Genomic DNA, 24,031 nt, shown 5'->3' with positions numbered 1-24,031 from the left:
GTTATGCTCCTGCTTTTGCCGACTGGCCGTAAAGGCGCTGGGCAATGTCATCAAAACTGCTGCCACTGCGCTTTTCCGGCGCGGGCCTGCCTTTGTCGGGTGGTTCGGCCAGACCCATCGCCTTGCCGATCTGCACGAAGGCGCGGATGACGGTGGGGTTGTTGCCCGCACCCGTCTCGGCCAGCGCCTGCACAAGATCATTGCCGCCATAGGCCTTGATCACGCGATCGGCGGCGGCCTTTGCGTCCGGGTTCAGGCCGTTGCCATCGGACAGAGTGCGGTCGGACAGGACTTCCTGCCGCCACTTCATCGCCTGTTCGTGCTGCTGCTGTCCGGCCTGTTCCAACTGCTGCTGGACAAACTGCAGGCCGTGTTGCGTGATGGCGCTGAACTGCTCCTGCGTCAGGCCGGCTTCGCGCGCTGCGGCCTCGTACTGCCCCATCGCCTTTTCATCGACGCTGAACCCCTCGGGCGGCGTGAATTCGTATTTCTCCGGAACGACAGGCTTTTCAGGCGGCTTTTCCTGCTCGCCGCCTTCCTGCGCGCCCTCACCGTTTGGGGCTGCGCCTTCGGTCGCTGCTGCGCCCGCAGGCTGCTGCGTCTCGTTCGCCGTGCTGTCCGTGCCGCCGCCCATAAGGGTGTCGGTTGCGCCGCCACCAGCAGGGGTATCAGCAGGCGCAGCAGCACTTGTGGGTTCATCACTCATCCGCGTTCAGGCTCTCCATGAGGATCTTGCTCAGGATGCCTTCACCTGCGTTTGTTAGTACCGTGTGCAGCTTGATGCCGATATCACGCTGGCCTTCACGAAATGCGGTCGCCATCGGGTCACCCGGTACGAATGATCCGCCCATAAACTGCGTCTCGTTCAGGATGCGTAGCAGCACGCGTCGGCCGCGCGGGTCGGACGCCACCCATGCAAGGTCAAGCTGGTCGGTTGCGGCCCGGGCCTTGCGCCGCGTGCGCCGCTCGCGCACCTGTTCGGGATCATGCGGGTCATACATCAGCCGCCACCCCCGATGCCGGACATGATCGCCTGCAATGCGTTCTGGCCGCCCCCCACATCCGTGTCGGACAGGTTCTTGGCACCCGCCGCCATCTGCTGCGCCTGTTCGGCTGCCGCCTGCTGCTGCTGGGCGTATTCACGCTGCTGGCGCATCTGGGCCACGGCCTGCGGGTCACGCATGATCGCCTGGTTGATGCTGAGCAGGTTGCCGTAAATGTCCACGGCCTGATCCAGATCCACGTTATCCATCACGCTCTGGTCCACGCTGACCAGACCGCCGCAGAAGCGCACGAACTGCTCGATGCCCGTGGTCTCGGTCGCGCGCTGGGCCTGCGCCAGAACTGAAATGTAATTGACCTTGAGCGGCCCGGTGCCCATCTGCTGCGGGCGTGGCGGCAACAGACCGCCGCGTTCCATGATGCCCAGCGTCACGTTGATGATCGGGTTCAGCGCCTCGTTATGAAACCGCTCCAGCACTGGACCGAGGGCCAGAAGCTTCTCCTGCTGGCGCACGTTGATCTCGGCGGCTGTTGGTGGCTGTGCCTGATCCATCTGACTGACCATCAGGATCAGGTCATTCTTCAGCGTGGTGCGAATGGCTTCCTGAAACGCCCGTATGCGCTCGACCAGCGGCGCAATGTTCGGGCTGGTCTGGTACACCGGGCGCAGGCCCGCGCCATTGCCCATGGTGTTCAGGCCGGGAATGAAGTTGATGCCGTTGGGGATCAGGCTGACCAGACCGTTCTGCATGGCGGCATCGGCCTGCATCGGGGGGCGCGCAAACTTGTCCACCACTTCGGCACAGCGTAACTGGGCAAGCTGTAGCGACTTCACATCGCCCAGCGCGTCTTCTGCCGGACCGTGGCCGTACGCATCGTTGGACACGGCATGCCAGCGCGGACAGATGAACGGCTTTTCGGGATAACCCTCGACACGCAGGACCGGCACGCTCGGATTGCCGTATTCGTAATACACGCCGATATATGGAGCGCCCCGCCAGCCAATGGCACCCGGCACGCGGTCAAGGTTGGGCATGATGGCGTGCACCACGGGGATTTCCCGCGTAAGCTGGCGGCTGTCATACAGTCCCTGCACTGTGGGCGAGCAGTTCTCATACCCGAACTTGCTGACCACCTGCCGGACGTTCTGCACATACTCGCGCACCAGCGTGTCGATCTCCATCCGCGCGTTCTGCATGATGAAGTATTCGCCAGCCGTGAGCGGGTAGAACCGCACCACGTCCTCGTAATCCTGCTGGATGATGACCGCGCCCGTGCCAAACCCCGCGATTTCCTCGTAAAGCTGGGCCATGGCGTTGTAGAAATTGCCGGTGGCGAACACGCGCTGCAGCCGTTTCTGCACGATGGCCAGCCACTGCTTTACGTCCGGGTCATCGTTCAACTGGTCATTGTTGGTGGAAAGCTGGAACCAGTCCCGCGCCGGGCTGGTGATGCCCGCCATCAGGAACGCCGCCAGATCGCCCACACACTTGGTGGCCGTGCGGTCCACGATCTGCGTGCCCTTGGGCAGGCCGCGTGACCCCTGGTTGGGCAGTAGGTTATTATACCGCCCCCGCGTGGGCATGATGTACCACGTGATCTCGCGCCACGTTTCCCGCCACGATGACCGGTCCATGCGCATGAGAACGATCAGGCGGTCTACCTCATCGCGGGTTTTCTGCTCGGGACTGGTATCGTCAGACGGTGCAGCGCGCGCCATGTCAGCCACCCAGCAGCGTCTTGGGTGCGTTCGTCGCGGTCTGGCTCAGTCCGGATGATCCGGTCAGCATGGTTGACCCCATGCCGCCCGCCATCTTCGCGGCCTCGGTTGTCGAGTTCTGCAACCCCTGCACGGTATTGTTCACCGTCTGGCCTGCCATCGGTGCAGGCGTCGGGGTTACCACCTTCGGAGATTTGAAAATGCCCATGACAGCCCTGTGCGGGCCGTTTGTTAGTACCGTGTGGTGTCAGGCGTATGGGTCGTAGTCGCCCTGCACCGACGACTTGAAGCCGCCCTTTTCCAGATAGTTCGGCATGACCATCTCGATGCTGGGCAGCATCACAACCAGATAGCGTGTAGCGTCCATGAGATGGTCGTTCTTTTTGACGATCTTGCCATGGTCATCGCGCCGATAGATGCGATATTCCGCCAACCAGGACTGTAGCGTGCCGAACACCTTAAGCCGACCGGACGACATGCGGTCCAGCACTTCCATGATCCCAGCCTCTACGCCGTTCTTTGCTGGCACAAGCGTCAAGCCAAGGTCGATATAGTTCTGGAAAAGCTGCTGCCCGTCCTTCTGCCCGCGCCCACGCGATGCCGGGTCGATGGTTCCGTTCATCCACGCACCACGCGCACGGATAGCCTCGGCATGCACGGCAGGTTCGGCTTGCCCGCGGTAATGCTCGCTGTAGAGGTAGAGCGTGTCGCTGTCCCGGTCATGTGCACCCCATATCGCCGCCGTCCGGTTCCAGCCCACGTCCAGCGCGTATGCACGGGGCCAGAAGGTGGGGATATCGAAGGGCGCGCACACGATGTCACTTTCTGGCACCGGGTAGATGGCACCAGACCCAAGCTGCGGCACGCCCTTCGATCGCGCATCACGCTGATACGGTGGGAGGTCGCGCAGCAGGTCTGCCTTCTGTTCGGCGCTCAGGTGCGGCACGTCATCCCACGTGCAGGTTCCTACCCAGCGGCTCAATCTTCACTCTCCGGCATTTTCCCGTCCTCAAGGAACGACATGACCACATCAGACATGCCTTCCAGCGGTGTAAAGGTCATGATCACCATGCCATCTGTGGTCATGGTCCGGATCAAGGCCTCAGTATAGACATCCATGGGCGGCTCTTCATCGAGCCACACAAGATCCTGCTCGGTGCCCTCAAAACTGCCACGACCCTGCTGGTAAGCCTTCATGCCTAGCACGGACCATCCGCCTGACTGATGCCGGACCTGAATGGTGTCTGCCAGATCGGCCACGCCCTGTTTCCACGTCACGCTGCCAATGTCATCTCCCGGAACAAGGCCGGTGCCGCTGAACTGCTTGGACTGCCCATCGCGCGAAACGCTACCAAACAGCTTTGCCTGAATAATATCTCGCGTTGTCTCGTTGGTCTTGCCTGCCGCCCACGCACGAATGGGACGGTCAAACCGCCTGCCTTCCCACCAATGCGGATAACGCCCGGTCAGGTGAAGGGCAGTTTCATATCCGCCCATCCCTTCGGTCTTGCCAACACGGTTGGCGGCAAGCATCAGCCGCTCACGGTCTTTCAGGCCGGCACGGAAAAAGGCCATATGCTTCGGGTAAAGTTCCCGCCGCAATGGCCCATGATCCGGATAATAGGTGAACAGCTTGCGGCGCGACTGACGGTATCGCTTTTCCTCAAGAATCGCCAGCATCTCGCGCTTTTCGTCCGCGCTGAGCAGGTCAAGATTGATCGCCACCACCTGCCTGCGCCATCAGCGCCTTGAGGCGCTTATCAAGCTGGTCATCCGGAACATCCGTCATGGCAACCTCACCAGAATGCTCAAGGTTCAGTTTGTCGCCATACTGCTTGGGCAGAAGTTTGGACAGGATCCACTTGCGTGCGTCCACACGAACACGAGCGGCTGACGCACTGTCGCTGTCGCGTGCCATATCCGCAATCTCGATGATCTCATCCGCGTGTTTCTCAAGGCCACGTTCGCGCGCGCGCGCGTATCTCGCTGCAAAGCCATCGTGGTCAGTCTGGACCCAATGCCTCACCGCGCCTTGAGAGGGCATCCCTTCCAATGCACAGATTGCAGACAGACCTTCACCGTCTTCCAAACGCTCAAGGATTTCTTCGGCAATCTCTGGCTTATAAAGGCGATGCTTCGGTGCCATGACGGGTCAACCCATCCCCACACGCTTGACTGCAGCCATATGCCCAACCTTGATGATCCGCTCGCGCATCTGCCCCACATTGGTGGCAATCTGCATGAACATCGGATCGCTGCGATGCATGGCCAGTTCCGCCGCCGCTTCCTCGGCATGTCGCAGCCCGGCCACCATCTTCTCGTATGCGTCGTTCTCGCTGTTGGTAACGCTGCGCCTCATCCCTGCTTCCTCACTGAAACGTAATACCCACATTCCCGCTCATTGCGGATTTCCACGCGCCCCCGACCATCAAGACCGATCATGGAGATAACCCCGCGCAACTTGCTGATCTTCTCGCGGATCACGCGCCCCGGATCGTCCGGCTCATCATCCGGATCAGTCCAGATGGCCTGCGTTATCGCATCCTGCGATTGGATCACCCCTTCCCGCCGCATCAACTTTTCCATGATACGGAACGGCACTGGCGCCAGCAGCACTTCACCACGCGGGCCAGACAGCACATGCCGACCGATGTCGAGCGACAGCTTACCGACCCGGTATATCTCGTCCTGCGCTACTGGCATTCCAACCCTCCCAATTCAATCCGCACCGTCCGCGGAGACGGACGCCGGCCCGTTCCCTTCAGCCAGGACGTTCCACCGACATGCCAGCCACCACACACCGCGCATCCGAACACTTCCACCTTGCGACCGGCCCAGCGCATACGCTTGGCAGCGCCAACTGCATCGGTGCGGAACGTGAAGCGGACATGGCCGCCACAGTCGGTTTTGCGGTGGGTTATGGTCATTCCCCACTCCACCAAACAACCACCCAGCAAACAGCGCTGACTGGCGGTATCACGATCAGGAACAGCGCCCAGATGGCGGCGGTTTTCAGGGCGTCAATCACAGCGTCACCTGCTTCATCTTCCCGCATTTCGTGCAGCGTTGGATGTATTGGGTTCCGACCGGAAATTCGTAATCTCGTTCCATCATCTGCCACTCATCCATGACTTCCCACTCATGCCGACACATCCGCGCCCACCCGAACAGGATCAGGGCTGTGGTGGAGAGCATTGCTGCGGCGGCGATCATTCACCAATCCCCGCCCAAGGCCAGACGTGGCGTTTCAGGAAGCGGATCATGCAACAGACTCCATATTTGCCCGCACAGCGCCCTTACCATCGTCCACGGTCAAATCTCCCTCGGCAACCGTTACACCGCACTCAGCGCCAATCCTCGGCGCTCTAATCGGCATATCAGCCACGATAGCGCGCCCACCATCCCCGATATCGTAACCGGCCCGCATCTGGCAGATGGTCGCGGCCACATCCCAGTTCCGGGCTGGTGCAAGATTCGCCACGTAGTCAGCACCGCAGCGGGTGGGCCAGAAATTATTGGGTTTATCCATGCGCGATAGTACCATCCCCGAGTCGGCATTGGTACCTTTTTCTTCGCGGTTTTCAGGCATTTTGTGCATTCTCCAGCAGCGCATCTGCCGCTTCGGCCGCCACCTTCAGCACAGCAATCCGCTCAAACGTGAAATCGCGCATCTCTCCGGTCATCTTCGGCAGATCGGTCTCAAGCGCCCGGATTAGATCCCATCCGCGCAGGGTTGCGTCATTGCCGGGCATGTAAGCACCAAACTCACGAACGCGGGCTTCCTCGGCTGCGCGCGCTTCCCGTTCGCGGCGCAATTCGTCCATCTTGGCCATAACGGCCGCGCGCTCAGCTTCGGTTGGTGTCACGCGGTGCCCTTCGGGCTTCTGGTCTGCAACAGCCAGTATTGCCTTGCAGCCGTCAACCTCACGGCCAATCCGGTCCGCGATAGGACGTAGCAGCGCATACAGTTCCGCCGGTCGCGGCCAGAACGTGCCGGGCAGTCGGCCATTGACCGCGGGCTGACGGCACCACGCCTGACGCGACGTAACCGACCAGACGCCAGATGGCAGATCGCCGCAGACTTCCATCACAGCCTCGACCGCAGCACGGACGGCGTCCTCATCGGTCGGAGCGTTGGCAACCATTCCCGCCAACTTCTTCAGCCATCCCATGACCATCTGGGGCGATGCCGGGCGCATGGCGGCCAGTGCCTGTTCAAGCTGCAGACGCGCCTGACTGGCCAGCGCAGGCGAGACGTTGCACGGCAGGATAGTCATCCCCTCGCGCCGGGCATCAATCAGCGCGGCAATGGCGGGAACGGCCGGCCGGTATTCTGTGACAATGCTCGGCCGGACTTTTGCGACATGGTTCATGATCAAACTCCAGGGCAATCGGGAATGGCGTCCCATATGGCGGGACGGCCTTGCGGGCGCTGGGGAATGCGATGCGGATTGGCATGCTTGCGGGCCGCAGCGGATGCTTCAGGATCACCGTCCCATCCCATCGCATTGAGCCATGAGGCCGGATACGGGATCAGGTCGAAGCCAAGGTCGGATTTTCGGTCCGGCCACACCGCGACGTGCCGTGACAGTCCGAGCATGATTTCTGCTTGGGGGGTTCTGGTCCGGGCCTTGGTGTGCGCCTTCATGGCCGAGCCCTTATCCACCTTGCGGGGATAGGCCGCCCAGAACTCATCGAACTCCGCAGCGCGAGACCTTCCAGCCTCAGCGCTTGGCGATGAGGAAGAGCCCGAACGTAGTGAGGGTGATATATTACTGTCCCTGTCCCTGTCACCCCGCGCGTTTTCGGCTACACCTGCGTTTCTGATATGATCGTGAAACTCAGATGAAACGCGTTTCACTTCTGTTTCGTCGTTCTGTTGTTCATCGGATTGATGAGCGTCCGCGTTCTGTTTCCGGCGCATTTCACGCCACGCCTGAAGGCGCTCCTTGTCCTTCACGCGCTTCTTGCTCTTGCGCAGACGTTCCTCGTAGGCGTCGAGCGCCTCCTGGCACAGCATGGGATGGTAAAGCCGCCCATCGCTGCACAGGATGAACCCGTGCAATGCGCGCTCCTTCACGGCCTGCCACGCCTCAACATCGCGACCAAAGTCGGCCAGCGTGGCAAGAGCGCGGTCACTATTCGGCAGGCTGCCCGCAGGAAGCTGGTTCCATGCTGCCCACCACAGGCGCATACCTGCGCGAAACTCAGCGTCCGATGCCTCGGTGTAGAACTCGCTGGAGAATAGGCGATGCCCGAAAAGGGGCATGAAGTCATAACCGCGCAGATCGCAGTATTCGGGCGTTAGGGGTTCTGGTAAATCGGTCATGCCATAACCTTCCCAGCCACAGGCACCCCGTTCTCACGCAGGAACTCCAACACCTGATCCAGGGACCGGCAGACACCGACCGTGAACCCGGCAGTGCGCAGGCGCGCATGGAGCGCCCGCTGTTCACGCGAGATTGTGCCCTTGGTGGCTTTCAATTCAATGTAGAGAACGCGGCCCTGATAATGCACGGCCATGTCTGGGACGCCGGGGATGCAGCCGCGGGCCTTCCGGCGTGCGCCTTCACGCACGCCGTTTCGCCGGTTCTCGGAACTCCACGGCACAGCGTCATCCGGCAGCAGCATGGTCAGCGTGCGCCAGACGAATGTGTGCAGGGCATCTTCTTCGTGCTTGGACATCATTACATTCCAAGGGCTCTGCGATAGATGTCAAGCAGGTTCTCCTGCTCCTCAACTTCGGCTGGTTCCTGCTTGCGCAGGCGGATGATCTGACGGATCACCTTGACATCGAAACCCGCGCTCTTGGCCTCGGTCATGATGTCCTTGATGTCTCCAGACAGGGCCTTGCGTTCTTCCTCAAGGCGCTCGGTGCGCTCTATGATGGAGCGCAGGCGATCCGCCGCGATGCCGCCGGTGTTGGCTTCGTTATGGTCGTTGGGGAAGTCAGGCATGGTTCTGTCCCTTCATGGGAATGCAAACGGTGCGGGTCACATACCCCAGCGCATTAACGATGCTTTCCGACACCTCACGGCGTTCATTCAGCGTCTCGGACACGACCGACTGGGGAATACCAGTTCGCCGTGACCACGCGCTCTGTCCGCCAGCCATTTCAACAGCATCGGCAAGTATTGATCGCATTGTTGCGATAGGGCGGCCGGTAATGTTCTGGGTCATTTCCGCAATTCCTCCCTCGCAGCCTTGAGGGCACGTTCCATCTTGTCGGCCCACGTGTCCCAGTCGAACCACGACACATGCAGGCACAGCACATGACAGGACGGCGGCGGCCCGGCCTCTCGTTTCAACCAGACGAAGTGCCTGATCCTGATTTTGATCCAAGGCATTGTTCTCTCGCCTTGCGGCGCTCCTCGACGAGGGCATTCACCTCGTCAGCAATGGTGTTGCATGAGGCCATCAGTTCAATCAGCGCCTCGGCATCGGGCGCATTGGTTCCTGACAGCCAGTTCTTCGCGGCGCGCGGCGTGCGTCCTGCTGCACGCGCCAGCATTTCAGCGGCACAACGCAACGGTCTGAACTCGCGCCCTATGGCGACAAGCAGCCTATCGCGGATGCCGATGTTGGAAATCACTCCGTTCATAGAGGGCAACTTTCGGTCCGAAAAAGCCCGATCATTTCGCATGACATTTCTCCATATTCCGAACAGCGAAGAACGGAACTGGAGAAAACTTTGTTGGAGGAACCCCACGCATACGACACGAAAGTCCGGTCAATTCCACTGACCGAACCCACGATCGCACAGTCACTCCGCATGCTGGCCCGGTGCTGGGCCACGCTGCACCCGAGCGCCACCATCGAGGAACGGCAATTCCTCGCGGCGCTCGTGGCTACGGAGTTGGCGGGGCGGTGAGGCATTAGATGAAGGATGCTTCTTCGGCGGCATGCCGCGCAGCTATCATCCGATCGTGGGCGCGGATATTAGCGAAAGACAGGGCTGCCTTTGGTGGCACCTTTGGCTTCGGTCCATTGTGCTTGCCTGGCGCATTTCCCGCGCATTTACGGCACGCTGTCTGACGTCCGGAATGGAGCATATGCCCATCGACTACGCTTTCCTCCCCGCATTTGCACCGAACGGCCCACATCACGCAGCCTTTTGCGCTCGACGGCTGGCGCGCAATAACAGTACGACTGCCGAAGGTGCGGCCTATCATCTGCGCCTCAGAGTGCCGAACAGCGCGGGGGAACGCATTGCCTTCTTTCACCTGTTCGTTGATTCGTCTGTAGATTGCGCGCTCTGTGCGATTGAACTGCTCCGCCAGATCAGCAACTGCATAGCCCTTGTTCCAAAGCGAACAGACTTGCGAAACCTCCATTGTTGACCACGGCCGGCGCACGATGTTTGTTTTCTTCTTGCGCGCAAGCACATTGCGACGATTACAGGACTCGCATTCGATCCCCTTTCCAGAACGCAAGGCTTGAGTTCTTACCAATCTCAGGGTTCCGCACTTAGCGCACTGGCATCGCCATATGCTGGACCCAGATGCACAACCCAGAAATTTCACCGCGACCAGAGTCCCAAACTGCTGCCCGGATAAATCCTTGAACCGATGCATTACCGCACCCCCATGGACTGGCGACTGACCACACGCTCACCGACCCCACGTACGCTAACCGTCACGCCATATCCGACGCATGTGCGGCCATCCGGAAGGTCACCATCAATCCGCACCCGACCACAGCGGATCAGGGCATGGGCCGTGTTTTCCGATTGCGCCAGACCGAGGCGGCACAGGGCGCGCGATAGGGCGAAGGTTGTGAAGCTCATGATGGCATCTCCTCACGGGAGCCATGCACACGGCGGCATAGGTCGCACGAACAACGGGAAGTTACAGTTTCATCGCCGGAGAGAGTCGCACCCCTCTCCGGCATTTCTCCACCCTGTGCAGAGGATGAAGCCGTTGAACCAATCTCAGCCAACCATGACGCTAAAACTTCTGGGCGTACGTCGTTCAGGCGAAAACCTGAAAACAGGCTGCGCAGAATTGGCCGTATCTCTTTCTGGAAACGATGGAGAGACGCCGTGGTCAGGCACTCTGACAATACAGATCCCGGATCAAGAATTGCGTCTTCACAACACTTTCGAAGTGAAGATGCTCGCCGAGAGAGCATTGCTTCGAGTTTTGACGACATATCAGCAGTCAGCGGCTGCAAAGAACCGGCTGACAGTGGAGTGAGGATCATTCCATGATCGAGGGCCGCGCGGTGGAGCGCATCTGTCGTGCGGTCCGTCTGTGTCGGTTCGTCGTTCATCGTGCCCCCTCCCCTTCGATGACGGGACGGCCAGACACAATGACTCTGCCGCCCCGCTGTGCCACCATGCGGTTGTCTAGACCCATCATGGAGGAACCTGTGGATACCGAAGTTACTGAACTGAAAAAGGAAGTTGCGGCCCTGCGTGCTCGGGTAAAAGAGCATGAAAGTCTCATTGAGCGGATGATGGGCCTTTTTGAAGGGCAATCCGAAATTTCCGCAAAACATTCTTCCCATATTAATGGAATTATAAGCTCTGTCGAAGAAACAACCGGATTGGCTGATTTCTTAGCATGCGTAATGATGCTCGAAATTATCAGCATAAATCATCTCCTGAAGCGGCTTCCTTATTCCTCAAAAGAAGAAGTGAGGAAACTATTAGAAAAAGACCCAATGAAACCAACCAACGAGAAATATTCGAAGAATTTTGACGCTGTCCTTTCGCTACTGTTGAGTTCTTCAAAAGGAACGAACATCGAATATGCGAAAGAAATTCTCGGGCATATTCTTCCTGCTTTGAGAAACATTCATTTTGGGCATTGAGTTTCTCACTCAAGGCATCCTGCGCACGGCCCACTTCATCAATCCGATCATGCAATCGGGATGCATCGAAAGGTACGATGACACCGCGGTCTGGACGGAAGTGCGTGTCGGACCACATCTTGGGGCGGTTCATCGCACCCCCTCCCCTTCAGGCCGTACGACCGGAATATCACTTGTTTTGTTCATCGTGATTGCCTTGAAAAAATCTGACGGTGTGACGCGTCCTTTCGTTGCTGAAAGCACATCGCGCATCGCTTGCGGAGAAGGCAGTGTACTGCCCTCAATCCAGCGAAGAACCGTCGTATGTGATCGGTTAATGGAGCGAGCGAATGCGCTTGCTCTCATATCCTTTTTGGAAAGCCATTCTCTCAGTTCCATGTCAGGACTGTGCATTTTCTGCACATTGGCTGTCAAGCATATTGTGCACATTGAGGAATGGAAAATGTGCATGGAACGCAGGACTCTATTCCTATGAGCACCTTCGATAAAGCCGCACACACCTACCTTAGAGCTTGGCGCACCTATAAGGGCTTGTCACAGGAACAAGTAGGGAACATTCTGTCTGTCAAACATACGACGGTTGGTAGGTGGGAGAACGGGAAGGTGGATATATCGATGACCGATTTGCAGCGGTTGGCTGCGGTCTATCAGGCATCCGTCACCCAGTTGATGATGCCGCCAGAAAAGGCTGACATAATCCAAAAATTAGACCGGGCCATGCGAATTATAGACTCGATGGACTCTAAGGATATAGACGGCTGGCTGTCTCTTGGTGAAAAAGCTGCTGGCGTTAAGTAAAATCTGATAGTGCATTTTTTGCACATTTTTGCCTTGACTGTTTGTGCATTTAGCGCACATGATAAGCCCGTCACCAACACGGAGATGGGCAGTGAACAATCCCACGGTCGAGCAGACGGATGCTCCCGAAATATTCCAGATCAAGTCGCGCTTCACCGGCAAAGTCCAGTTTGAATGTGAGTTGTCCGCAGAGGTTGCGGACATGTCGTTCAGCATCAAGTTAGGCTTTGCGGTGAAGAAGGCGATTGAAGCCCGTGCCAATCTGGCCGGTGCCTATCTGGCCGATGCCAATCTGGCCGGTGCCAATCTGGCCGATGCCAATCTGGCCGGTGCCTATCTGGCCGGTGCCAATCTGGACGGTGCCTATCTGGCCGGTGCCTATCTGGCCGGTGCCTATCTGGCCGATGCCAATCTGGCCGATGCCAATCTGGCCGATGCCAATCTGGCCGGTGCCTATCTGGCCGGTGCCAATCTGGACGGTGCCTATCTGGCCGATGCCTATCTGGCCGGTGCCAATCTGGCCCGTGCCAATCTGGCCGATGCCAAGTGGCGAAACGACATCATCTTGAAGCGCGCACCACTACAGATTTTCAACCTATTCTATCCCGTGACTATTCTGGACATGCACATGCAGATCGGATGCGAATTGCACCTGATTTCCGAGTGGCGTGAATTCGATAATGAACGGATCGCGCGGATGAATGGTGTTGATAGCAGGCGCTTCTGGAAGAAGCATCGGGACGCGCTTTTAGCACTGGCTGATTCTGACGGTCGCGGCGTCGAAGAAAATCAGACTGATGCTGTTGAGGAAGACGGCCAGGAGGAAGCATAATGCCTCCCCTCCCCGACAACCACCTAACCCGCTTCCTCGGCATGGCCCTGCTCGGCGCCATGCTTCTGGGTGTCATGTTCTGGGCCTTCACCATCATTGCAATGCCCTGACACGCCCAGGCCACCGGGATTGCGGTCCCGGCAGTCTGGCCGAGTTGGCCGAGTATTTTTCAAGTAATGAGAGGAATTGATTATGTGCAGTAATCTTCCTGACGGTTGTTCGATGAATGACATCGATCGTCGGTTTCAGACGCAGAGCATGGCGATTGTGCGTAAGGCGCAGCGCGCTGAGAAGCTGAAGAAGGATCTCGAGAACTGCTTGCATGAAGCAAAGCAGGTGTTCTTCGGCGAAGTGTCCGACACGGTCGGTTTCCTGCCAGATTGCATCGAGGAAGTGACGGCGGAACTCGAGCGTCTGGACAAGGGCCAGTATGATCTCGAGGACGAATGGCGTGCAGCCAGCGCGCCTCAGTTGGAGGCAGCCGAATGACCTTCCCCCTGACATCCCACCAGTACGCCCGCGTCCGGGTCAACCGGCGCACCATGATGAACCATTTGGGGAGGAAGGGGCTGTGACATACGAACAGCGCCGGGCTTTGGTGAACAGCCTGAATGAGCAGTACGGCGGGAACTGGGACAGCCGCGTGCGCGACGATCTGGAAATCCCTGCGTGGCCGTTCCCTGATTACAATGCCGTGTGGCTGCCGGGTGGCCAGCGGGTGCCGTTTAGTGAGGGGCGCGTGTGATGTCCGTTCTCGCAAAGGTCATGGACCGGATCTATGTCGAGCAGGTTGCTCCGGCGATTAAGGCTTTCAATGCCTCGCGTGTCGCTTCCAAAGCGCCCGATGCTAATATGGACCAGATCGCTCTTGAACAGATCGCCATGTTGGAGTTGTGGTCGAAGGAGAGTGAGGCGCAGGCAAAGGCGCTACGGCAGGCCCTTGTCATGGAAATGGAAGAAGCTGGCGTCCTTGCTTTCGAGAGCGAGCACTTCACTGGAAGTCTGGCCGCGTCGCCCCAGACCGCGACTGTGACGGATGAAAAGGTCCTGCGCGCCACACGCCCCGACCTATTCGAACCACAGCCGGACAAGCTGAACCGCACCGAACTGACCAAGTCCCTCAAGAAGGGCGAGCAAATTGACGGAGCCACGTTGAGCAACGGCGGCGCGATGCGCCTCGTGATCCGTGGCAAGAAAGGAATTGCAGCATGAACGCAGTTGTAACCACCCAGAACGGCACTCAGGTCACTGAACGTGAACTGATGGATGTGCTCAAAAATAGCCTTTACCCGGGCGCGGCCGATGCATCTGTGATGATGGTAATGGGTTATTGCCGGGCCGCTGGTCTTGATGTGATGAAGAAGCCCGTACACATCGTCCCCATCTGGAACAAGGATACCGGGCGCATGGTCGATGTGATCATGCCTGGTATTGCCCTCTACCGCACGGAAGCTGCCCGCACGGGCGAATACGTCGGGAAGTCTGAGCCTGAGTTTGGCCCGGATAAGACCATGACCTTGGGTGGCGTGGAGGTGACGTTTCCGTCATGGTGCCGGATGACGGTGCGCCGCATTGTGCATGGCAAGATATGTGAGTTCACGGCGAAAGAGTTCTGGCTGGAAAACTATGCCACCGCCAAGCGTGACACGCAGGCACCAAACGCCATGTGGAAGAAGCGCGCATATGGGCAGCTTGCGAAATGCACTGAAGCGCAGGCGTTGCGCATGGCCTTCCCTGAACAGACCGGCGGGACCAATACCGATGATGAAATGTCTGGGAAGGACTTTTCTGGAGGGACGATAGATATCACTCCGCAGGTCCAGCAGATTAAGGAAGATACCGGGGCCAAGCAGATTGCTTTTTTTGAAGCGCGCCTATCTGGATGCAAGACCATTGAAAGCGTGGATTACCTCTGGAAAAGGTGGGAATCCACAATTGAGGAAGCCAACAAGACTGGAAAGCCCATTGATCAAAAAACTATCGACCGCGTTCAGGAAATGTTGGGCGAACGAATGGGAGAGGTTCAGAAGTCCGAACGACAGCAGGCTGAAGAACTGGCAGCAGCACCAGTTGAAGAACCGGTAGCATGATCTCCGACGCCGCCGAACCCGCCCACCTGACAGAACCAATGCCATGGATGAAGCAGGTGGAAATCCATATGGGGGTGCATCAGTCGCCCCCGCTTACCACACGCCAGAAACTGCGACTGCGTATTGCGCGAGATAATGGCGTGGAGCCTTGGGACGCCTTCATGCAGATCGTGGGGACCAACCATGTGCAGTTCTGAAGAACTGATCCACGACGCGCGGCAGGTTGATTTGGAAGAAGCGATAAAGATGACGAACGAACAGTATTACCTGATACGCCTGCCGCTGACGGATGGACAGGAAACCAACATCCGGCGTGAGTTTCTTGAGGGTCCTATTCTCGATCCTGCCCACATGTTCGCGCACTTGATGGGAATTGTCGGCACCCCCATCCAGCCGTGCGCGGATGTGGAGACAGTTGGTTTCGTCCCTGACAAATCTAACCTGTTTGTCGATAAGCGATTGCCTATGACAAACATTTATCGTTCTGCGGGCGATCCTTGGCCGGCCCCCCTCGTCCGCCGCACCGACATGGAGGCGCAGGTTGCCCGTGTGAAGGCGTCTAGTCATCTGAATGCTGAGAAAATACTGACCTGCATCATGCAGGATGTGCAAGAGTTACCAGACAGAACAAGTCCAGATGATCAACCCGATCTTTTACTTGTGACGGTGGATGAGTTGGAAGGCATCATTCGTGCTGCTCTCAATGAAGGAGCGGCGTGATGAGCGATTGGAACGGCCTGCCAGATCAGCCGGAGCGGAGTGGGTGGCATAATTTCTGGCTCGAAGGGCTGGAGCCAGACCCGGAAATATACCCTGATGCCGAAGCAGAACCGGTCGTAACCTCCTGCTACTGGGACGCCGAAACGCAATGCTGGAGCGGCTTTGATGAGGTGCCAGTTCCTGCCGAAGGCGCAGCAAAAATGGTCGATTTTGAATATATCGGACCGGTCTATAAGCGGGGTTCAGCCGCGCAGATGCGGAAGGATGAGCGGGAGCGGTGTGCCGACCTATGCGATGATTACGGATACTCACCAGCCCATCAAGTAGCGGAAGCCATCCGCGCCCTAACCGACGAGGAAGGGAAGAAGTCGTGAGAAGTCGGGAAGAACAGATTGATGATTTGGCTGGACAGATATGGATGGCCGAGACGTCAGGAAGTAAGGCGCAAAAATTGGCGCAGCATCATATCGACGAAGCCATCCAGCGCGGGCGTGAACTGGAGCGGGCGGAGATGGGGCGTGACACAGAGCGGCTGGATTGGATCGAACATCACCGCGCAACCCAGGCCGTGCATCTGGGTAGGTGTGGGTGGCATGTTCTGGCGGAAGGACGTGAGGTGGGATTCAGCGGGGATACTTTTCGGAGTGCCATCGACACCGCCATGAACGCGGAGAACGGCAATGGTTGATTATAGGTCCAAAATTGAAGCGGCTGCACGAGCGGTGGAGCAGCGCATCAGTTCTAATCCCCGTGTTTCCAGTTGGGATATTGCCGCAACCGTCCTGAACGCTACCGATACACTGGAATGGTGTACGGATATCAAGCAGGCACCCGGCCTTCGCCACACCGTTTTAGTCAAACTCAAAGATGGACGCGTGACCATGGCTAATAACGAGTTTGGTCCGGGCGAAGACGGGTGGGTCGATATCATTGGAATGCAAACAGACATCGCAGAAAGCAACATCGTGGCATGGCGCTTTTGTCCAGATTATCAGTCACCGGGATGCGAGGCATGACCGTAACCCTGACAGGCATCACAAAGCCCATGGTGCCGGGCGTCGATACTGCATCCCAGCTTCTCGCCTACTGCGCCCGCGTGTCCAGTACGGCCAACCAGATGAACCACGAGACCGGGCCTAAGCTGCTGCGGTTTCTGGTCGAGCGCAAGGAGTGGTCGCCGCTGGAAATGATCTCCCTGACTATGGAGATCGAAACCACGCGCGATATTGCGCGCCAGATCCTGCGGCACCGGTCATTCTCGTTTCAGGAGTTTTCCCAGCGTTATGCTGTGGTGGATGACTGCCCCGTGTTTCGTGAGGTGCGGCTACAGGACCGTAAGGACCGGCAGAACAGCATCGAGACGGATGACGAGGAATTGGCGCGCGGATGGGAGGATATGCAGACCCGCGTCAATATCGCGGCTGACGACGCCTATAGCTGGGCGCTAGAGAACGGAATTGCCAAAGAGGTCGCCCGAGCTGTGCTGCCCGAGGGCATGACCCCTTCACGCCTCTACATGGCCGGAACGCTGCGGTCATGGATGCACTACTGCGCGCTGCGGTGCGAGCGAAAAACCCAGAAAGAGCACCGGGAAATTGCCTTCGACGTGGCCGACATCCTGCGCGAGCAGTTCCCCGATATTGCTGACCTGATCCCGAGCCGGAAGGACGAAAATTGACCGAACAAACCCACACCCCCTACCAACGTGGCCGCCGGGCGGCTGAGCGTGGGGCGGATCGTCATTGCCCACCAGAATTAGCCGTTAACGATTCGTATGAATGGCATCGAGGATATGACAGCGTTCCAGTATTCCTTTGTGGTAGGAAGGGACTAGACAGCACCGTAAACCATCCCCGCCACTACAACGCCCATCCGTCCGGCATCGAATGCATACAGGTGGTCGAGCATATGTCGTTCAACCTTGGCAATGCCATGAAATACATCTGGCGCGCCGATGAGAAGGGCAATGCGCTGGAGGATCTGAAAAAGGCCGAGTGGTATATCAAGCGCGAGATCGCGCGGCGGGAGGCAGCATGAACGTTACCAGCCACTTTGGCTTTTTCTACAAAGGCTACCGGGTGGAATGCACCCGGAAAGAGGCGCGGATCATTCTGCAGGGCCGCGTCGTCGGGAAGTCAAAAGCCATATCGCGGGCAGCTATAGAGCAGGATGTGGAGCGCGTGATTGCGCGGCGTAGGGAGGTGGGGAATGGGTGAAGCGCTGGAACGCTGGCTCAGCCGTGAGGGTCTGGCCCGACGCATAGACGTGAAGCCCCACAACGTGGCCCGTATGGTCAAGCAGGGCAAGCTGCCACGCCCCAGCTATCACCTTGGCGAGCGCAGTCCGCGATGGGACCGACATGCAGTGGATGCCCTTATGATGAAAAGTCAGGGCATCGAGATCAAACGTGACATGGATGAGATATTAGAGCGGCATTGTGAAGAAAAAATCAGGCAGCACGCAGCGCTTCAAGGTCGTAAAAAAGCGCCTGGCAGACGGGTCAATTAAGGAATACCGGTATCCGGTGAAAAAGGTTGGTGGAGACATTCCTCACCAGCCTGCACAGGGATCTGTAAGTAGCGTCGTCAGGTCATATCGTCAAAGTATTGAATTTAGACGAACCCGAACCACAACACAGAAAATAAAACAATATTACCTTAGCGAACTTGATATTTTTAGCGATATGCCAATCCACGATATCAAGAGGCGAAATATACTGACAATACGGGATATGATTGCATCATGCAGGGGGCATGGTGCGGCTAACGGATTTTTGTCAATAGTTCGGTCGTTCTTTGGTTGGGCGATCAGTAGAGAATGGATTGAAGTAAATCCAGCAATGGGGATTAAACTCCTTCCTGCCACACCGCTGCCTACATGGACGCCGGAGATCATCCAGCAGGCAATGGAAGGCCTTAACGTGCCTTTACAGCGCGCCATAATACTCGCCCTCTTTACGGGGCAGCGCCGCAGCGATTTGTGCCGAATGAAATGGTCCGACATATCGGGGGATTTCATTCATGTGGTTCAGGGAAAAACGGGGGCTTCCTTGAAAATCCCCATTCATCCGCAGCTTTCAGTATATCTTGACCGATGGCGACATAATGGGGAGTTCATTTTGACCAGTTCCATAGGAACCCCCTGGAGACCAAATAGCATCACTTCTGCTATGAGCGTGGCGTCTGTAAAAGGTAAAATCCCACGAGGATTTAATATCCACGGACTGCGTAAAATGTCGGCAACGCTGCTGGCTGAAGCAGGATGCACCCCCCATGAGATTGCATCAATAACCGGGCACAAGACGCTTGCTATGGTTCAGCACTATACGATAGCAGCCAGTCAGGAGAAGTTGGCGAGAGATGCGATTTCACGAATTGACATCAGTTTCCTAAACTTCAAGGAAACCAAGGAATAACCTATTGTTATTTCTTAATTAAATGTTAATGCGCGGGGAATACCATCTTGCCTGCGCCCGTCTGCACCATGCAATCGGGGAAGCACGGCAACAGGGCTGGCTGGGGAAGAATATCCTTGGCTCCGGCTTCAGTTTTGACATCCATGTGCATTCCAGCGCCGGACGCTACATATGCGGCGAGGAAACCGCCCTGCTGACCGCGCTGGAGGGCCGGCGCGCCACACCGCGCAGCAAGCCGCCCTTTCCCCAGACCGGCGGCCTGTGGGGCGCGCCGAGCGTGGTGAACAATGTCGAGACGCTGTGCAACCTGCCCCATATCATCACCAACGGGCCGGAATGGTTCGCGGACCTCGGGCTGGGGGAAGATGGCGGCACCAAGATCTATGGTGTCAGCGGCCGGGTAACGAGACCGGGCGCGTGGGAACTGCCCATAGGCACGCCGCTGCGCCAGATTATCGAGGACCATGCAGGAGGCATGATTCCTGGCTACCAGTTGCGCGCCCTGTTGCCCGGCGGGGCGTCCACCGCCTTTCTTGACGGAACCGCCCTTGATGTCGCGATGGATTACGGGTCGGTTGAAAAAGCAGGCAGCAGGCTGGGGACCGGCATGGCCATCATTCTAGATGACCGGACCTGCCCCATCGGCATGATCCGCAACCTGGAACATTTCTTTGCGCAGGAATCCTGCGGGTGGTGCACCCCATGCCGTGACGGGCTGCCATGGGTGGAACGCCTGCTGGACGCGATCGAGGACGGAACCGGACAGGACGAGGACATGGACCAGCTTGGCCGTCATGCCCGCATGCTGGGGGCACCGGGCCGGACCTTCTGCGCCCACGCGCCAGGGGCGATGGCGCCACTAGCCAGCGGGCTGAAGCTTTTTGCCGCCGATTTTGCAGCCCACATCCAGCAGCATCGATGCCCGCAGCAATCGGGAGCATGACCATGACCAGCATCCGCATTGATGGACGGGACTGCCTGACCCGCACCGGCATCAACCTGCTGCAGGCCTGTCTGGAAGCGGGGGTCAACCTGCCCTATTTCTGCTGGCACCCCGAACTGGGCTCCGTTGGGGCATGCCGCCAGTGCGCCATCAAACAGTTCAGCGGGCCGGATGACACGAAGGGCCGCATCGTGATGGCCTGCATGACGCCTGTCAGCGAAAATACCATCATATCCATCGATGACCCGGAAGCCCGGGATTTTCGCGCCAGCATCATCGAATGGATGATGGTCAACCATCCCCATGACTGCCCGGTATGTGAGGAAGGCGGCGAATGCCACCTGCAGGACATGACGGTCATGACCGGGCACAATACCCGCCGCTACCGGTTCACGAAACGGACGCATCGCAATCAGGATCTGGGGCCGTTCGTAAAACACGAAATGAACCGCTGCATCGCCTGCTACCGCTGCGTGCGCTTTTACCGTGATTATGCGGGCGGGGATGATCTGGCGGCCTTTGCATCGCATGACAACGTGTATTTTGGCCGTGCGGCGGACGGTACGCTGGAAAATGCCTTCAGCGGCAACCTGGTAGAAATCTGCCCGACAGGCGTGTTTACCGACAAACCCTTTTCCACTACCTATACCCGCAAATGGGACATGCGTGGCGCACCCTCGATATGCGTGCATTGTGCTGTGGGCTGCAACACCATTGTCAATGCGCGCGAGGAAACCCTCCGCCGTGTCCTCAACCGCTACAATACCGATATCAACCGCTACGTGCTGTGCGACCGGGGACGGTTCGGGCATGGTTTTGTCAATGCGCCGACACGTATCGGCACGCCGCTGCGCACCATCGGCGGCCAGCAGGTATCCGTCCCGATAACGGATGCCCTGCAGGCCTTCGCCCGCATGGCGGCAGATGGCCCGATCGTGGGCATCGCCTCCGCCCGTGCGACACTGGAAACCTGTTTCAGCCTGTATGCGCTGGTGGGTCCCCAGCATTTCTGCACCGGCCAGACACGGCATGAACAGGAATGCGTGGAACTGGTCCATGCCCTGCTTACCCGGCATCCCGGCGCCCTTCCCACCCTGCATGAGATGGAAAGCGCCGATGCCGTACTGGTTCTGGGAGAGGACGCATGCGCCACCGCCCCCCGGCTGGGTCTGTCGCTGCGACAGTCCGTGCGTCAGGCATCTTTCCATATGGCAGACGGCGCCAAAGTACCACGCTGGATGGATGCGGCAGTGCGCACGCTGGGAGCCGAATGTCCGTCCACCCTGCATGTCCTGACACCTGCGCCAACCGATCTGGACAGCGTGGCGGCGGAAGCGTTTCGCGCCGCGCCCGATGATATCGCGCGGCTGGGCTTTGCCATCGCCCACGAAATTGATCCCGCAGCCCCACCCGTCACGGATCTGACGCCAGATGACGCGGCGCGTGCCACACGCATTGCGCATACGCTTATGGCAGCCAGAAAGCCGCTGGTCGTATCGGGCATGCAATATGGCTCCCCGGCACTGTTGCAGGCAGCCAGCAGTATTGCCGCAGCCCTTGCGCGCGCCACGCCTGAAGCGGGCCTGTCGCTGGTGCTGCCGGAATGCAACAGCATGGGGCTGGCCATGATGGGGGGGCTGTCGCTGGAAACGGTGATGGAACAGGCACGGGCGGGTGCGATTTCCACCCTGGTCATTGTGGAAAACGACCTGACCCGCCACCTGCCCCCGGCCGATGTGGCGGAACTGGTGGCGGCAGTCCCCGATATCGTCATGATCGACCACACGGCAACGCCGCTGTGCCAGCAGGCCAGCCTTGTCCTGCCGGTTGCCGCCTTCAGTGAATGCAGCGGCACGCTGGTCAGTCAGGACAGCAGGGCGCAACGATTTTTCCAGGCGGTCTTTCCCACCGCCCCCATACAGGCGGGCTGGCGGTGGTTACAGGCGCTGGCGCAGCACCTTGACCCGTCCATGCTCCATATTTCAGGCCTGACCGGGTGGCGGGATCTGGATGATGTCCTTGCCGCACTGGCGGTGGCATTTCCCCCCCTTGCTCCGGCAGTCATGGCCGCACCGGGGGCAGATTACCGCATGAATGGCCAGAAACTGCGCAGCCAGACCTACCGCGCCAGCGGACGGACCGTCATCCGTTCCTTCGTAAACGTACATGACCAGCCACCGCCCGGCAGCCCGGACACCCCGTTCAGCAGTTCAATGGAAGGTGCCTATGGTCCCGACATGCCCGCCACACTGGTTCCCGGCTATCAGGCGCCAGCATGGAATTCGGTTCAGGCGCTCAACCGTTTCCAGCATGAAATTGGTGGGGACATGCGTGGCGGGGCATCCGGTCTGCGGCTGCTGTCCCGCGCCGGGAATCAGAATGCGGATCCCCCTCCGTATGCTTACGTCAATGATATTCCCGCCCCTTACGCCGCGCGGACGGATACTGTTCTGGTGCTACCCGATACGCGCCTGTTCGGCAGCGAGGAACTGAGCATGTTCTCCCCACCCGTCATGGCGCGCGCACCCGCGCCAACGCTGGGTCTGCCTGCCGACATGGTGACATCAGGCCGCATGGTGCTGCATCTGGAAGACGGGCCACACGTTCTGCCTGTGAAACCGGTGCCAGGGCTGCCTGCGGGCATTGCGCTGTGCCCGGCGCACATGGTCGCGCGGGCGCTGCGTTTTCCCTGCATGGCCCGGCTGGACAGGGCGCCAGACGGGGGAGAAGGGTCATGACATATACGGCGCTTACGACCATCATTTTTACGCCGTTGGTCATCCTTGGTCTTGCCACCGTGCTGACATGGATCGAACGGCGTCTGCTGGGGTTGTGGCAGGACCGGCATGGTCCCAACCGCGTGGGGCCGGGCGGCATGTTCCAAGCCGTGGCGGACGGGACCAAGATCCTGTTCAAGCAGGACTGGATTCCTCCCTTTGCCGACCGGGGCGTGTTTGTCGCGGCACCTGCCATTGGCATGATGACGGTCCTGCTGTCCTTTGCCGTCATTCCCGTCACGATGGGCGCTGGCATTGCGGGGAATATGAATGTCGGGCTGCTGTTCGTCGTCGGCATGATGGGACTTGGGGTCTATGCGGTGGTGCTGGCAGGGTGGTCATCCAACAGCAAATACGCACTGCTGGGCGGCATGCGGGCAGCGGCCCAGATGATCAGCTACGAAGTCTTCATGGGGCTATCCCTGCTGGGCGTGGTCATGCTGGCGGGGTCATTCAACCTGCACGATATCGTGGCTGCACAGACGGGACTATGGTTCATCATCCCGCAATGTCTCGGTTTTGGCGTGTTCATGCTGGCTGGCATTGCAGAAACGCACCGCCTGCCCTTCGATCTGCCCGAAGGGGAAAACGAACTGGGTGCGGGGTTCCATACCGAATATTCAGGCATGAAATTCGGCATGTTCTTCATTGCCGAATATGCCGGGATCGTCCTGGTCGCAAGCCTCGTGACCACGCTCTACCTTGGTGGCTGGCGCGGGCCGTGGCTGCCCGCTGGCGTGTGGTTCGCGCTCAAGACCGGGGGCATGGTAGGGTTTTTCATCCTGCTGCGGGCAGGCCTGCCACGCCCGCGTTACGACCAGTTGATGGCGCTGGGCTGGAAGGTCCTGCTGCCGCTTTCCCTGTTCAATGTCATGGCGACCGGAACCATCCTCATGCTGCGCGCGTCTTTGTGACACGCC

Annotated in this window: 40 protein-coding genes and 1 pseudogene; 20 read left to right on the top strand and 21 right to left on the bottom strand. The window is 58.7% G+C overall.

Features of this window, described 5'->3' with window-relative positions; genetic code table 11:
• Position 1: 1 nt before the first annotated feature.
• The 21 genes from ACE2AA_RS01280 to ACE2AA_RS01180 form a co-directional block, all read right to left on the bottom strand.
• Positions 2–706 carry a hypothetical protein gene (locus tag ACE2AA_RS01280; RefSeq protein ID WP_395370777.1) on the bottom strand — a complete coding sequence of 235 codons (705 nt, stop codon included), beginning with the start codon at positions 704–706 and terminating at the stop codon, positions 2–4.
• Positions 699–1,001, bottom strand: a complete 303-nt coding sequence (locus ACE2AA_RS01275; protein ID WP_154220886.1) for a hypothetical protein — start codon at positions 999–1,001, stop codon at positions 699–701. The genes ACE2AA_RS01280 and ACE2AA_RS01275 overlap by 8 nt, the downstream gene beginning before the upstream one ends.
• Positions 1,001–2,722, bottom strand: coding sequence for a portal protein (locus tag ACE2AA_RS01270; protein ID WP_395370774.1), 1,722 nt, complete (start codon positions 2,720–2,722; stop codon positions 1,001–1,003). Before ACE2AA_RS01270 ends, ACE2AA_RS01275 begins: the two co-directional genes overlap by 1 nt.
• Position 2,723: 1 nt before the next feature.
• On the bottom strand, positions 2,724–2,930 hold the full coding sequence (locus tag ACE2AA_RS01265; protein ID WP_395370773.1) for a hypothetical protein: 207 nt from the start codon (positions 2,928–2,930) through the stop codon (positions 2,724–2,726).
• Between the two features lie 39 nt (positions 2,931–2,969).
• Entirely contained in the window at positions 2,970–3,704 is a 735-nt protein-coding gene (locus tag ACE2AA_RS01260; protein WP_395370771.1) for a hypothetical protein, read from the bottom strand.
• Positions 3,701–4,450, bottom strand: a complete 750-nt coding sequence (locus tag ACE2AA_RS01255; RefSeq protein WP_395370769.1) for a terminase large subunit domain-containing protein — start codon at positions 4,448–4,450, stop codon at positions 3,701–3,703. Before ACE2AA_RS01255 ends, ACE2AA_RS01260 begins: the two co-directional genes overlap by 4 nt.
• Positions 4,431–4,868 carry a hypothetical protein gene (locus ACE2AA_RS01250; protein WP_395370767.1) on the bottom strand — a complete coding sequence of 146 codons (438 nt, stop codon included), beginning with the start codon at positions 4,866–4,868 and terminating at the stop codon, positions 4,431–4,433. Before ACE2AA_RS01250 ends, ACE2AA_RS01255 begins: the two co-directional genes overlap by 20 nt.
• Positions 4,869–4,874: 6 nt before the next feature.
• Positions 4,875–5,081 (bottom strand): hypothetical protein, encoded by a 207-nt coding sequence (locus tag ACE2AA_RS01245; protein WP_395370765.1) that lies wholly within the window; start codon positions 5,079–5,081, stop codon positions 4,875–4,877.
• Positions 5,078–5,425 carry a winged helix-turn-helix domain-containing protein gene (locus tag ACE2AA_RS01240; protein WP_395370764.1) on the bottom strand — a complete coding sequence of 116 codons (348 nt, stop codon included), beginning with the start codon at positions 5,423–5,425 and terminating at the stop codon, positions 5,078–5,080. The genes ACE2AA_RS01245 and ACE2AA_RS01240 overlap by 4 nt, the downstream gene beginning before the upstream one ends.
• Positions 5,416–5,649 carry a hypothetical protein gene (locus ACE2AA_RS01235; protein WP_395370762.1) on the bottom strand — a complete coding sequence of 78 codons (234 nt, stop codon included), beginning with the start codon at positions 5,647–5,649 and terminating at the stop codon, positions 5,416–5,418. The genes ACE2AA_RS01240 and ACE2AA_RS01235 overlap by 10 nt, the downstream gene beginning before the upstream one ends.
• 97 nt (positions 5,650–5,746) lie before the next feature.
• Complete coding sequence (locus tag ACE2AA_RS01230) at positions 5,747–5,935, bottom strand: hypothetical protein (protein WP_395370760.1); 189 nt, start codon at positions 5,933–5,935, stop codon at positions 5,747–5,749.
• A 46-nt stretch (positions 5,936–5,981) separates the two neighbouring features.
• Entirely contained in the window at positions 5,982–6,311 is a 330-nt protein-coding gene (locus ACE2AA_RS01225) for a hypothetical protein (protein ID WP_395370758.1), read from the bottom strand.
• Positions 6,304–7,095, bottom strand: a complete 792-nt coding sequence (locus ACE2AA_RS01220; RefSeq protein ID WP_395370756.1) for a hypothetical protein — start codon at positions 7,093–7,095, stop codon at positions 6,304–6,306. Before ACE2AA_RS01220 ends, ACE2AA_RS01225 begins: the two co-directional genes overlap by 8 nt.
• A gap of 2 nt (positions 7,096–7,097) precedes the next feature.
• Positions 7,098–8,051 carry a hypothetical protein gene (locus ACE2AA_RS01215; protein WP_395370754.1) on the bottom strand — a complete coding sequence of 318 codons (954 nt, stop codon included), beginning with the start codon at positions 8,049–8,051 and terminating at the stop codon, positions 7,098–7,100.
• The gene (locus tag ACE2AA_RS01210; protein WP_395370752.1) at positions 8,048–8,410 is read right to left on the bottom strand and encodes a VRR-NUC domain-containing protein; all 363 of its coding nucleotides are present in this window, start codon (positions 8,408–8,410) and stop codon (positions 8,048–8,050) included. The genes ACE2AA_RS01215 and ACE2AA_RS01210 overlap by 4 nt, the downstream gene beginning before the upstream one ends.
• Positions 8,410–8,679 carry a DUF2312 domain-containing protein gene (locus ACE2AA_RS01205; RefSeq protein ID WP_395370751.1) on the bottom strand — a complete coding sequence of 90 codons (270 nt, stop codon included), beginning with the start codon at positions 8,677–8,679 and terminating at the stop codon, positions 8,410–8,412. The genes ACE2AA_RS01210 and ACE2AA_RS01205 overlap by 1 nt, the downstream gene beginning before the upstream one ends.
• Positions 8,672–8,902 (bottom strand): hypothetical protein, encoded by a 231-nt coding sequence (locus tag ACE2AA_RS01200; RefSeq protein WP_395370749.1) that lies wholly within the window; start codon positions 8,900–8,902, stop codon positions 8,672–8,674. The genes ACE2AA_RS01205 and ACE2AA_RS01200 overlap by 8 nt, the downstream gene beginning before the upstream one ends.
• A 124-nt stretch (positions 8,903–9,026) precedes the next feature.
• Entirely contained in the window at positions 9,027–9,365 is a 339-nt protein-coding gene (locus ACE2AA_RS01195; protein WP_395370748.1) for a hypothetical protein, read from the bottom strand.
• A gap of 232 nt (positions 9,366–9,597) precedes the next feature.
• Entirely contained in the window at positions 9,598–10,155 is a 558-nt protein-coding gene (locus ACE2AA_RS01190) for a hypothetical protein (protein WP_395370746.1), read from the bottom strand.
• A gap of 140 nt (positions 10,156–10,295) precedes the next feature.
• Complete coding sequence (locus tag ACE2AA_RS01185; RefSeq protein ID WP_395370744.1) at positions 10,296–10,508, bottom strand: hypothetical protein; 213 nt, start codon at positions 10,506–10,508, stop codon at positions 10,296–10,298.
• Complete coding sequence (locus tag ACE2AA_RS01180; protein ID WP_395370742.1) at positions 10,505–10,993, bottom strand: hypothetical protein; 489 nt, start codon at positions 10,991–10,993, stop codon at positions 10,505–10,507. Before ACE2AA_RS01180 ends, ACE2AA_RS01185 begins: the two co-directional genes overlap by 4 nt.
• Before the next feature lie 99 nt (positions 10,994–11,092).
• Here ACE2AA_RS01180 and ACE2AA_RS01175 point away from each other — a divergent pair, with 99 nt between their 5' ends.
• From ACE2AA_RS01175 to nuoH, 20 genes and pseudogenes are all read left to right on the top strand, one after another.
• The gene (locus ACE2AA_RS01175) at positions 11,093–11,536 is read left to right on the top strand and encodes a hypothetical protein (protein WP_395370740.1); all 444 of its coding nucleotides are present in this window, start codon (positions 11,093–11,095) and stop codon (positions 11,534–11,536) included.
• Positions 11,537–12,007: 471 nt separating this feature from the next.
• Positions 12,008–12,334 carry a helix-turn-helix domain-containing protein gene (locus tag ACE2AA_RS01170; protein WP_395370738.1) on the top strand — a complete coding sequence of 109 codons (327 nt, stop codon included), beginning with the start codon at positions 12,008–12,010 and terminating at the stop codon, positions 12,332–12,334.
• 91 nt (positions 12,335–12,425) lie between these two features.
• Positions 12,426–13,166 (top strand): pentapeptide repeat-containing protein, encoded by a 741-nt coding sequence (locus tag ACE2AA_RS01165; protein WP_395370736.1) that lies wholly within the window; start codon positions 12,426–12,428, stop codon positions 13,164–13,166.
• Between the two features lie 222 nt (positions 13,167–13,388).
• A complete protein-coding gene (locus ACE2AA_RS01160) occupies positions 13,389–13,655 on the top strand; it encodes a hypothetical protein (protein WP_395370734.1) in 267 nt (88 codons plus the stop codon).
• Positions 13,656–13,737: 82 nt separating this feature from the next.
• On the top strand, positions 13,738–13,911 hold the full coding sequence (locus tag ACE2AA_RS01155; RefSeq protein WP_395370733.1) for a hypothetical protein: 174 nt from the start codon (positions 13,738–13,740) through the stop codon (positions 13,909–13,911).
• Positions 13,911–14,378 (top strand): siphovirus Gp157 family protein, encoded by a 468-nt coding sequence (locus ACE2AA_RS01150; protein WP_395370731.1) that lies wholly within the window; start codon positions 13,911–13,913, stop codon positions 14,376–14,378. The genes ACE2AA_RS01155 and ACE2AA_RS01150 overlap by 1 nt, the downstream gene beginning before the upstream one ends.
• Positions 14,375–15,256: a phage recombination protein Bet gene (gene bet / locus ACE2AA_RS01145; RefSeq protein ID WP_395370729.1), complete on the top strand. Its 882-nt coding sequence runs from the start codon at positions 14,375–14,377 to the stop codon at positions 15,254–15,256. Before ACE2AA_RS01150 ends, bet begins: the two co-directional genes overlap by 4 nt.
• Positions 15,253–15,453, top strand: a complete 201-nt coding sequence (locus tag ACE2AA_RS01140; protein WP_395370727.1) for a hypothetical protein — start codon at positions 15,253–15,255, stop codon at positions 15,451–15,453. Before bet ends, ACE2AA_RS01140 begins: the two co-directional genes overlap by 4 nt.
• On the top strand, positions 15,440–15,976 hold the full coding sequence (locus tag ACE2AA_RS01135) for a hypothetical protein (RefSeq protein WP_395370726.1): 537 nt from the start codon (positions 15,440–15,442) through the stop codon (positions 15,974–15,976). Before ACE2AA_RS01140 ends, ACE2AA_RS01135 begins: the two co-directional genes overlap by 14 nt.
• On the top strand, positions 15,976–16,350 hold the full coding sequence (locus ACE2AA_RS01130) for a hypothetical protein (protein WP_395370724.1): 375 nt from the start codon (positions 15,976–15,978) through the stop codon (positions 16,348–16,350). The genes ACE2AA_RS01135 and ACE2AA_RS01130 overlap by 1 nt, the downstream gene beginning before the upstream one ends.
• 77 nt (positions 16,351–16,427) lie before the next feature.
• Positions 16,428–16,664 carry a hypothetical protein gene (locus tag ACE2AA_RS01125; RefSeq protein WP_395370722.1) on the top strand — a complete coding sequence of 79 codons (237 nt, stop codon included), beginning with the start codon at positions 16,428–16,430 and terminating at the stop codon, positions 16,662–16,664.
• Positions 16,657–16,992, top strand: coding sequence for a hypothetical protein (locus ACE2AA_RS01120; protein WP_395370721.1), 336 nt, complete (start codon positions 16,657–16,659; stop codon positions 16,990–16,992). The genes ACE2AA_RS01125 and ACE2AA_RS01120 overlap by 8 nt, the downstream gene beginning before the upstream one ends.
• On the top strand, positions 16,989–17,654 hold the full coding sequence (gene thyX, locus ACE2AA_RS01115; protein ID WP_395370720.1) for an FAD-dependent thymidylate synthase: 666 nt from the start codon (positions 16,989–16,991) through the stop codon (positions 17,652–17,654). Before ACE2AA_RS01120 ends, thyX begins: the two co-directional genes overlap by 4 nt.
• Entirely contained in the window at positions 17,651–18,013 is a 363-nt protein-coding gene (locus ACE2AA_RS01110) for a DUF3310 domain-containing protein (protein WP_395370719.1), read from the top strand. Before thyX ends, ACE2AA_RS01110 begins: the two co-directional genes overlap by 4 nt.
• Positions 18,010–18,192 (top strand): hypothetical protein, encoded by a 183-nt coding sequence (locus tag ACE2AA_RS01105; protein ID WP_395370718.1) that lies wholly within the window; start codon positions 18,010–18,012, stop codon positions 18,190–18,192. The genes ACE2AA_RS01110 and ACE2AA_RS01105 overlap by 4 nt, the downstream gene beginning before the upstream one ends.
• Positions 18,185–18,484 (top strand): helix-turn-helix transcriptional regulator, encoded by a 300-nt coding sequence (locus ACE2AA_RS01100; protein ID WP_395370717.1) that lies wholly within the window; start codon positions 18,185–18,187, stop codon positions 18,482–18,484. Before ACE2AA_RS01105 ends, ACE2AA_RS01100 begins: the two co-directional genes overlap by 8 nt.
• A gap of 16 nt (positions 18,485–18,500) precedes the next feature.
• Entirely contained in the window at positions 18,501–19,391 is an 891-nt protein-coding gene (locus tag ACE2AA_RS01095) for a tyrosine-type recombinase/integrase (protein WP_395370715.1), read from the top strand.
• 22 nt (positions 19,392–19,413) lie between these two features.
• A pseudogene (locus ACE2AA_RS01090) lies at positions 19,414–20,334 on the top strand (NADH-quinone oxidoreductase subunit F); the annotation flags it as partial.
• A gap of 2 nt (positions 20,335–20,336) precedes the next feature.
• A complete protein-coding gene (nuoG, locus tag ACE2AA_RS01085) occupies positions 20,337–23,072 on the top strand; it encodes an NADH-quinone oxidoreductase subunit NuoG (protein ID WP_395370714.1) in 2,736 nt (911 codons plus the stop codon).
• Entirely contained in the window at positions 23,069–24,025 is a 957-nt protein-coding gene (gene nuoH, locus ACE2AA_RS01080; protein ID WP_395370712.1) for an NADH-quinone oxidoreductase subunit NuoH, read from the top strand. Before nuoG ends, nuoH begins: the two co-directional genes overlap by 4 nt.
• Positions 24,026–24,031 lie beyond the last annotated feature (6 nt).

It is taken from the genome of Komagataeibacter diospyri (assembly GCF_043995075.1).
Lineage (GTDB): Bacteria > Pseudomonadota > Alphaproteobacteria > Acetobacterales > Acetobacteraceae > Komagataeibacter > Komagataeibacter diospyri.
The sequence above is the reverse complement of the archived record's forward strand: the minus strand, read 5'-3'. Positions and strand labels throughout refer to the sequence as shown.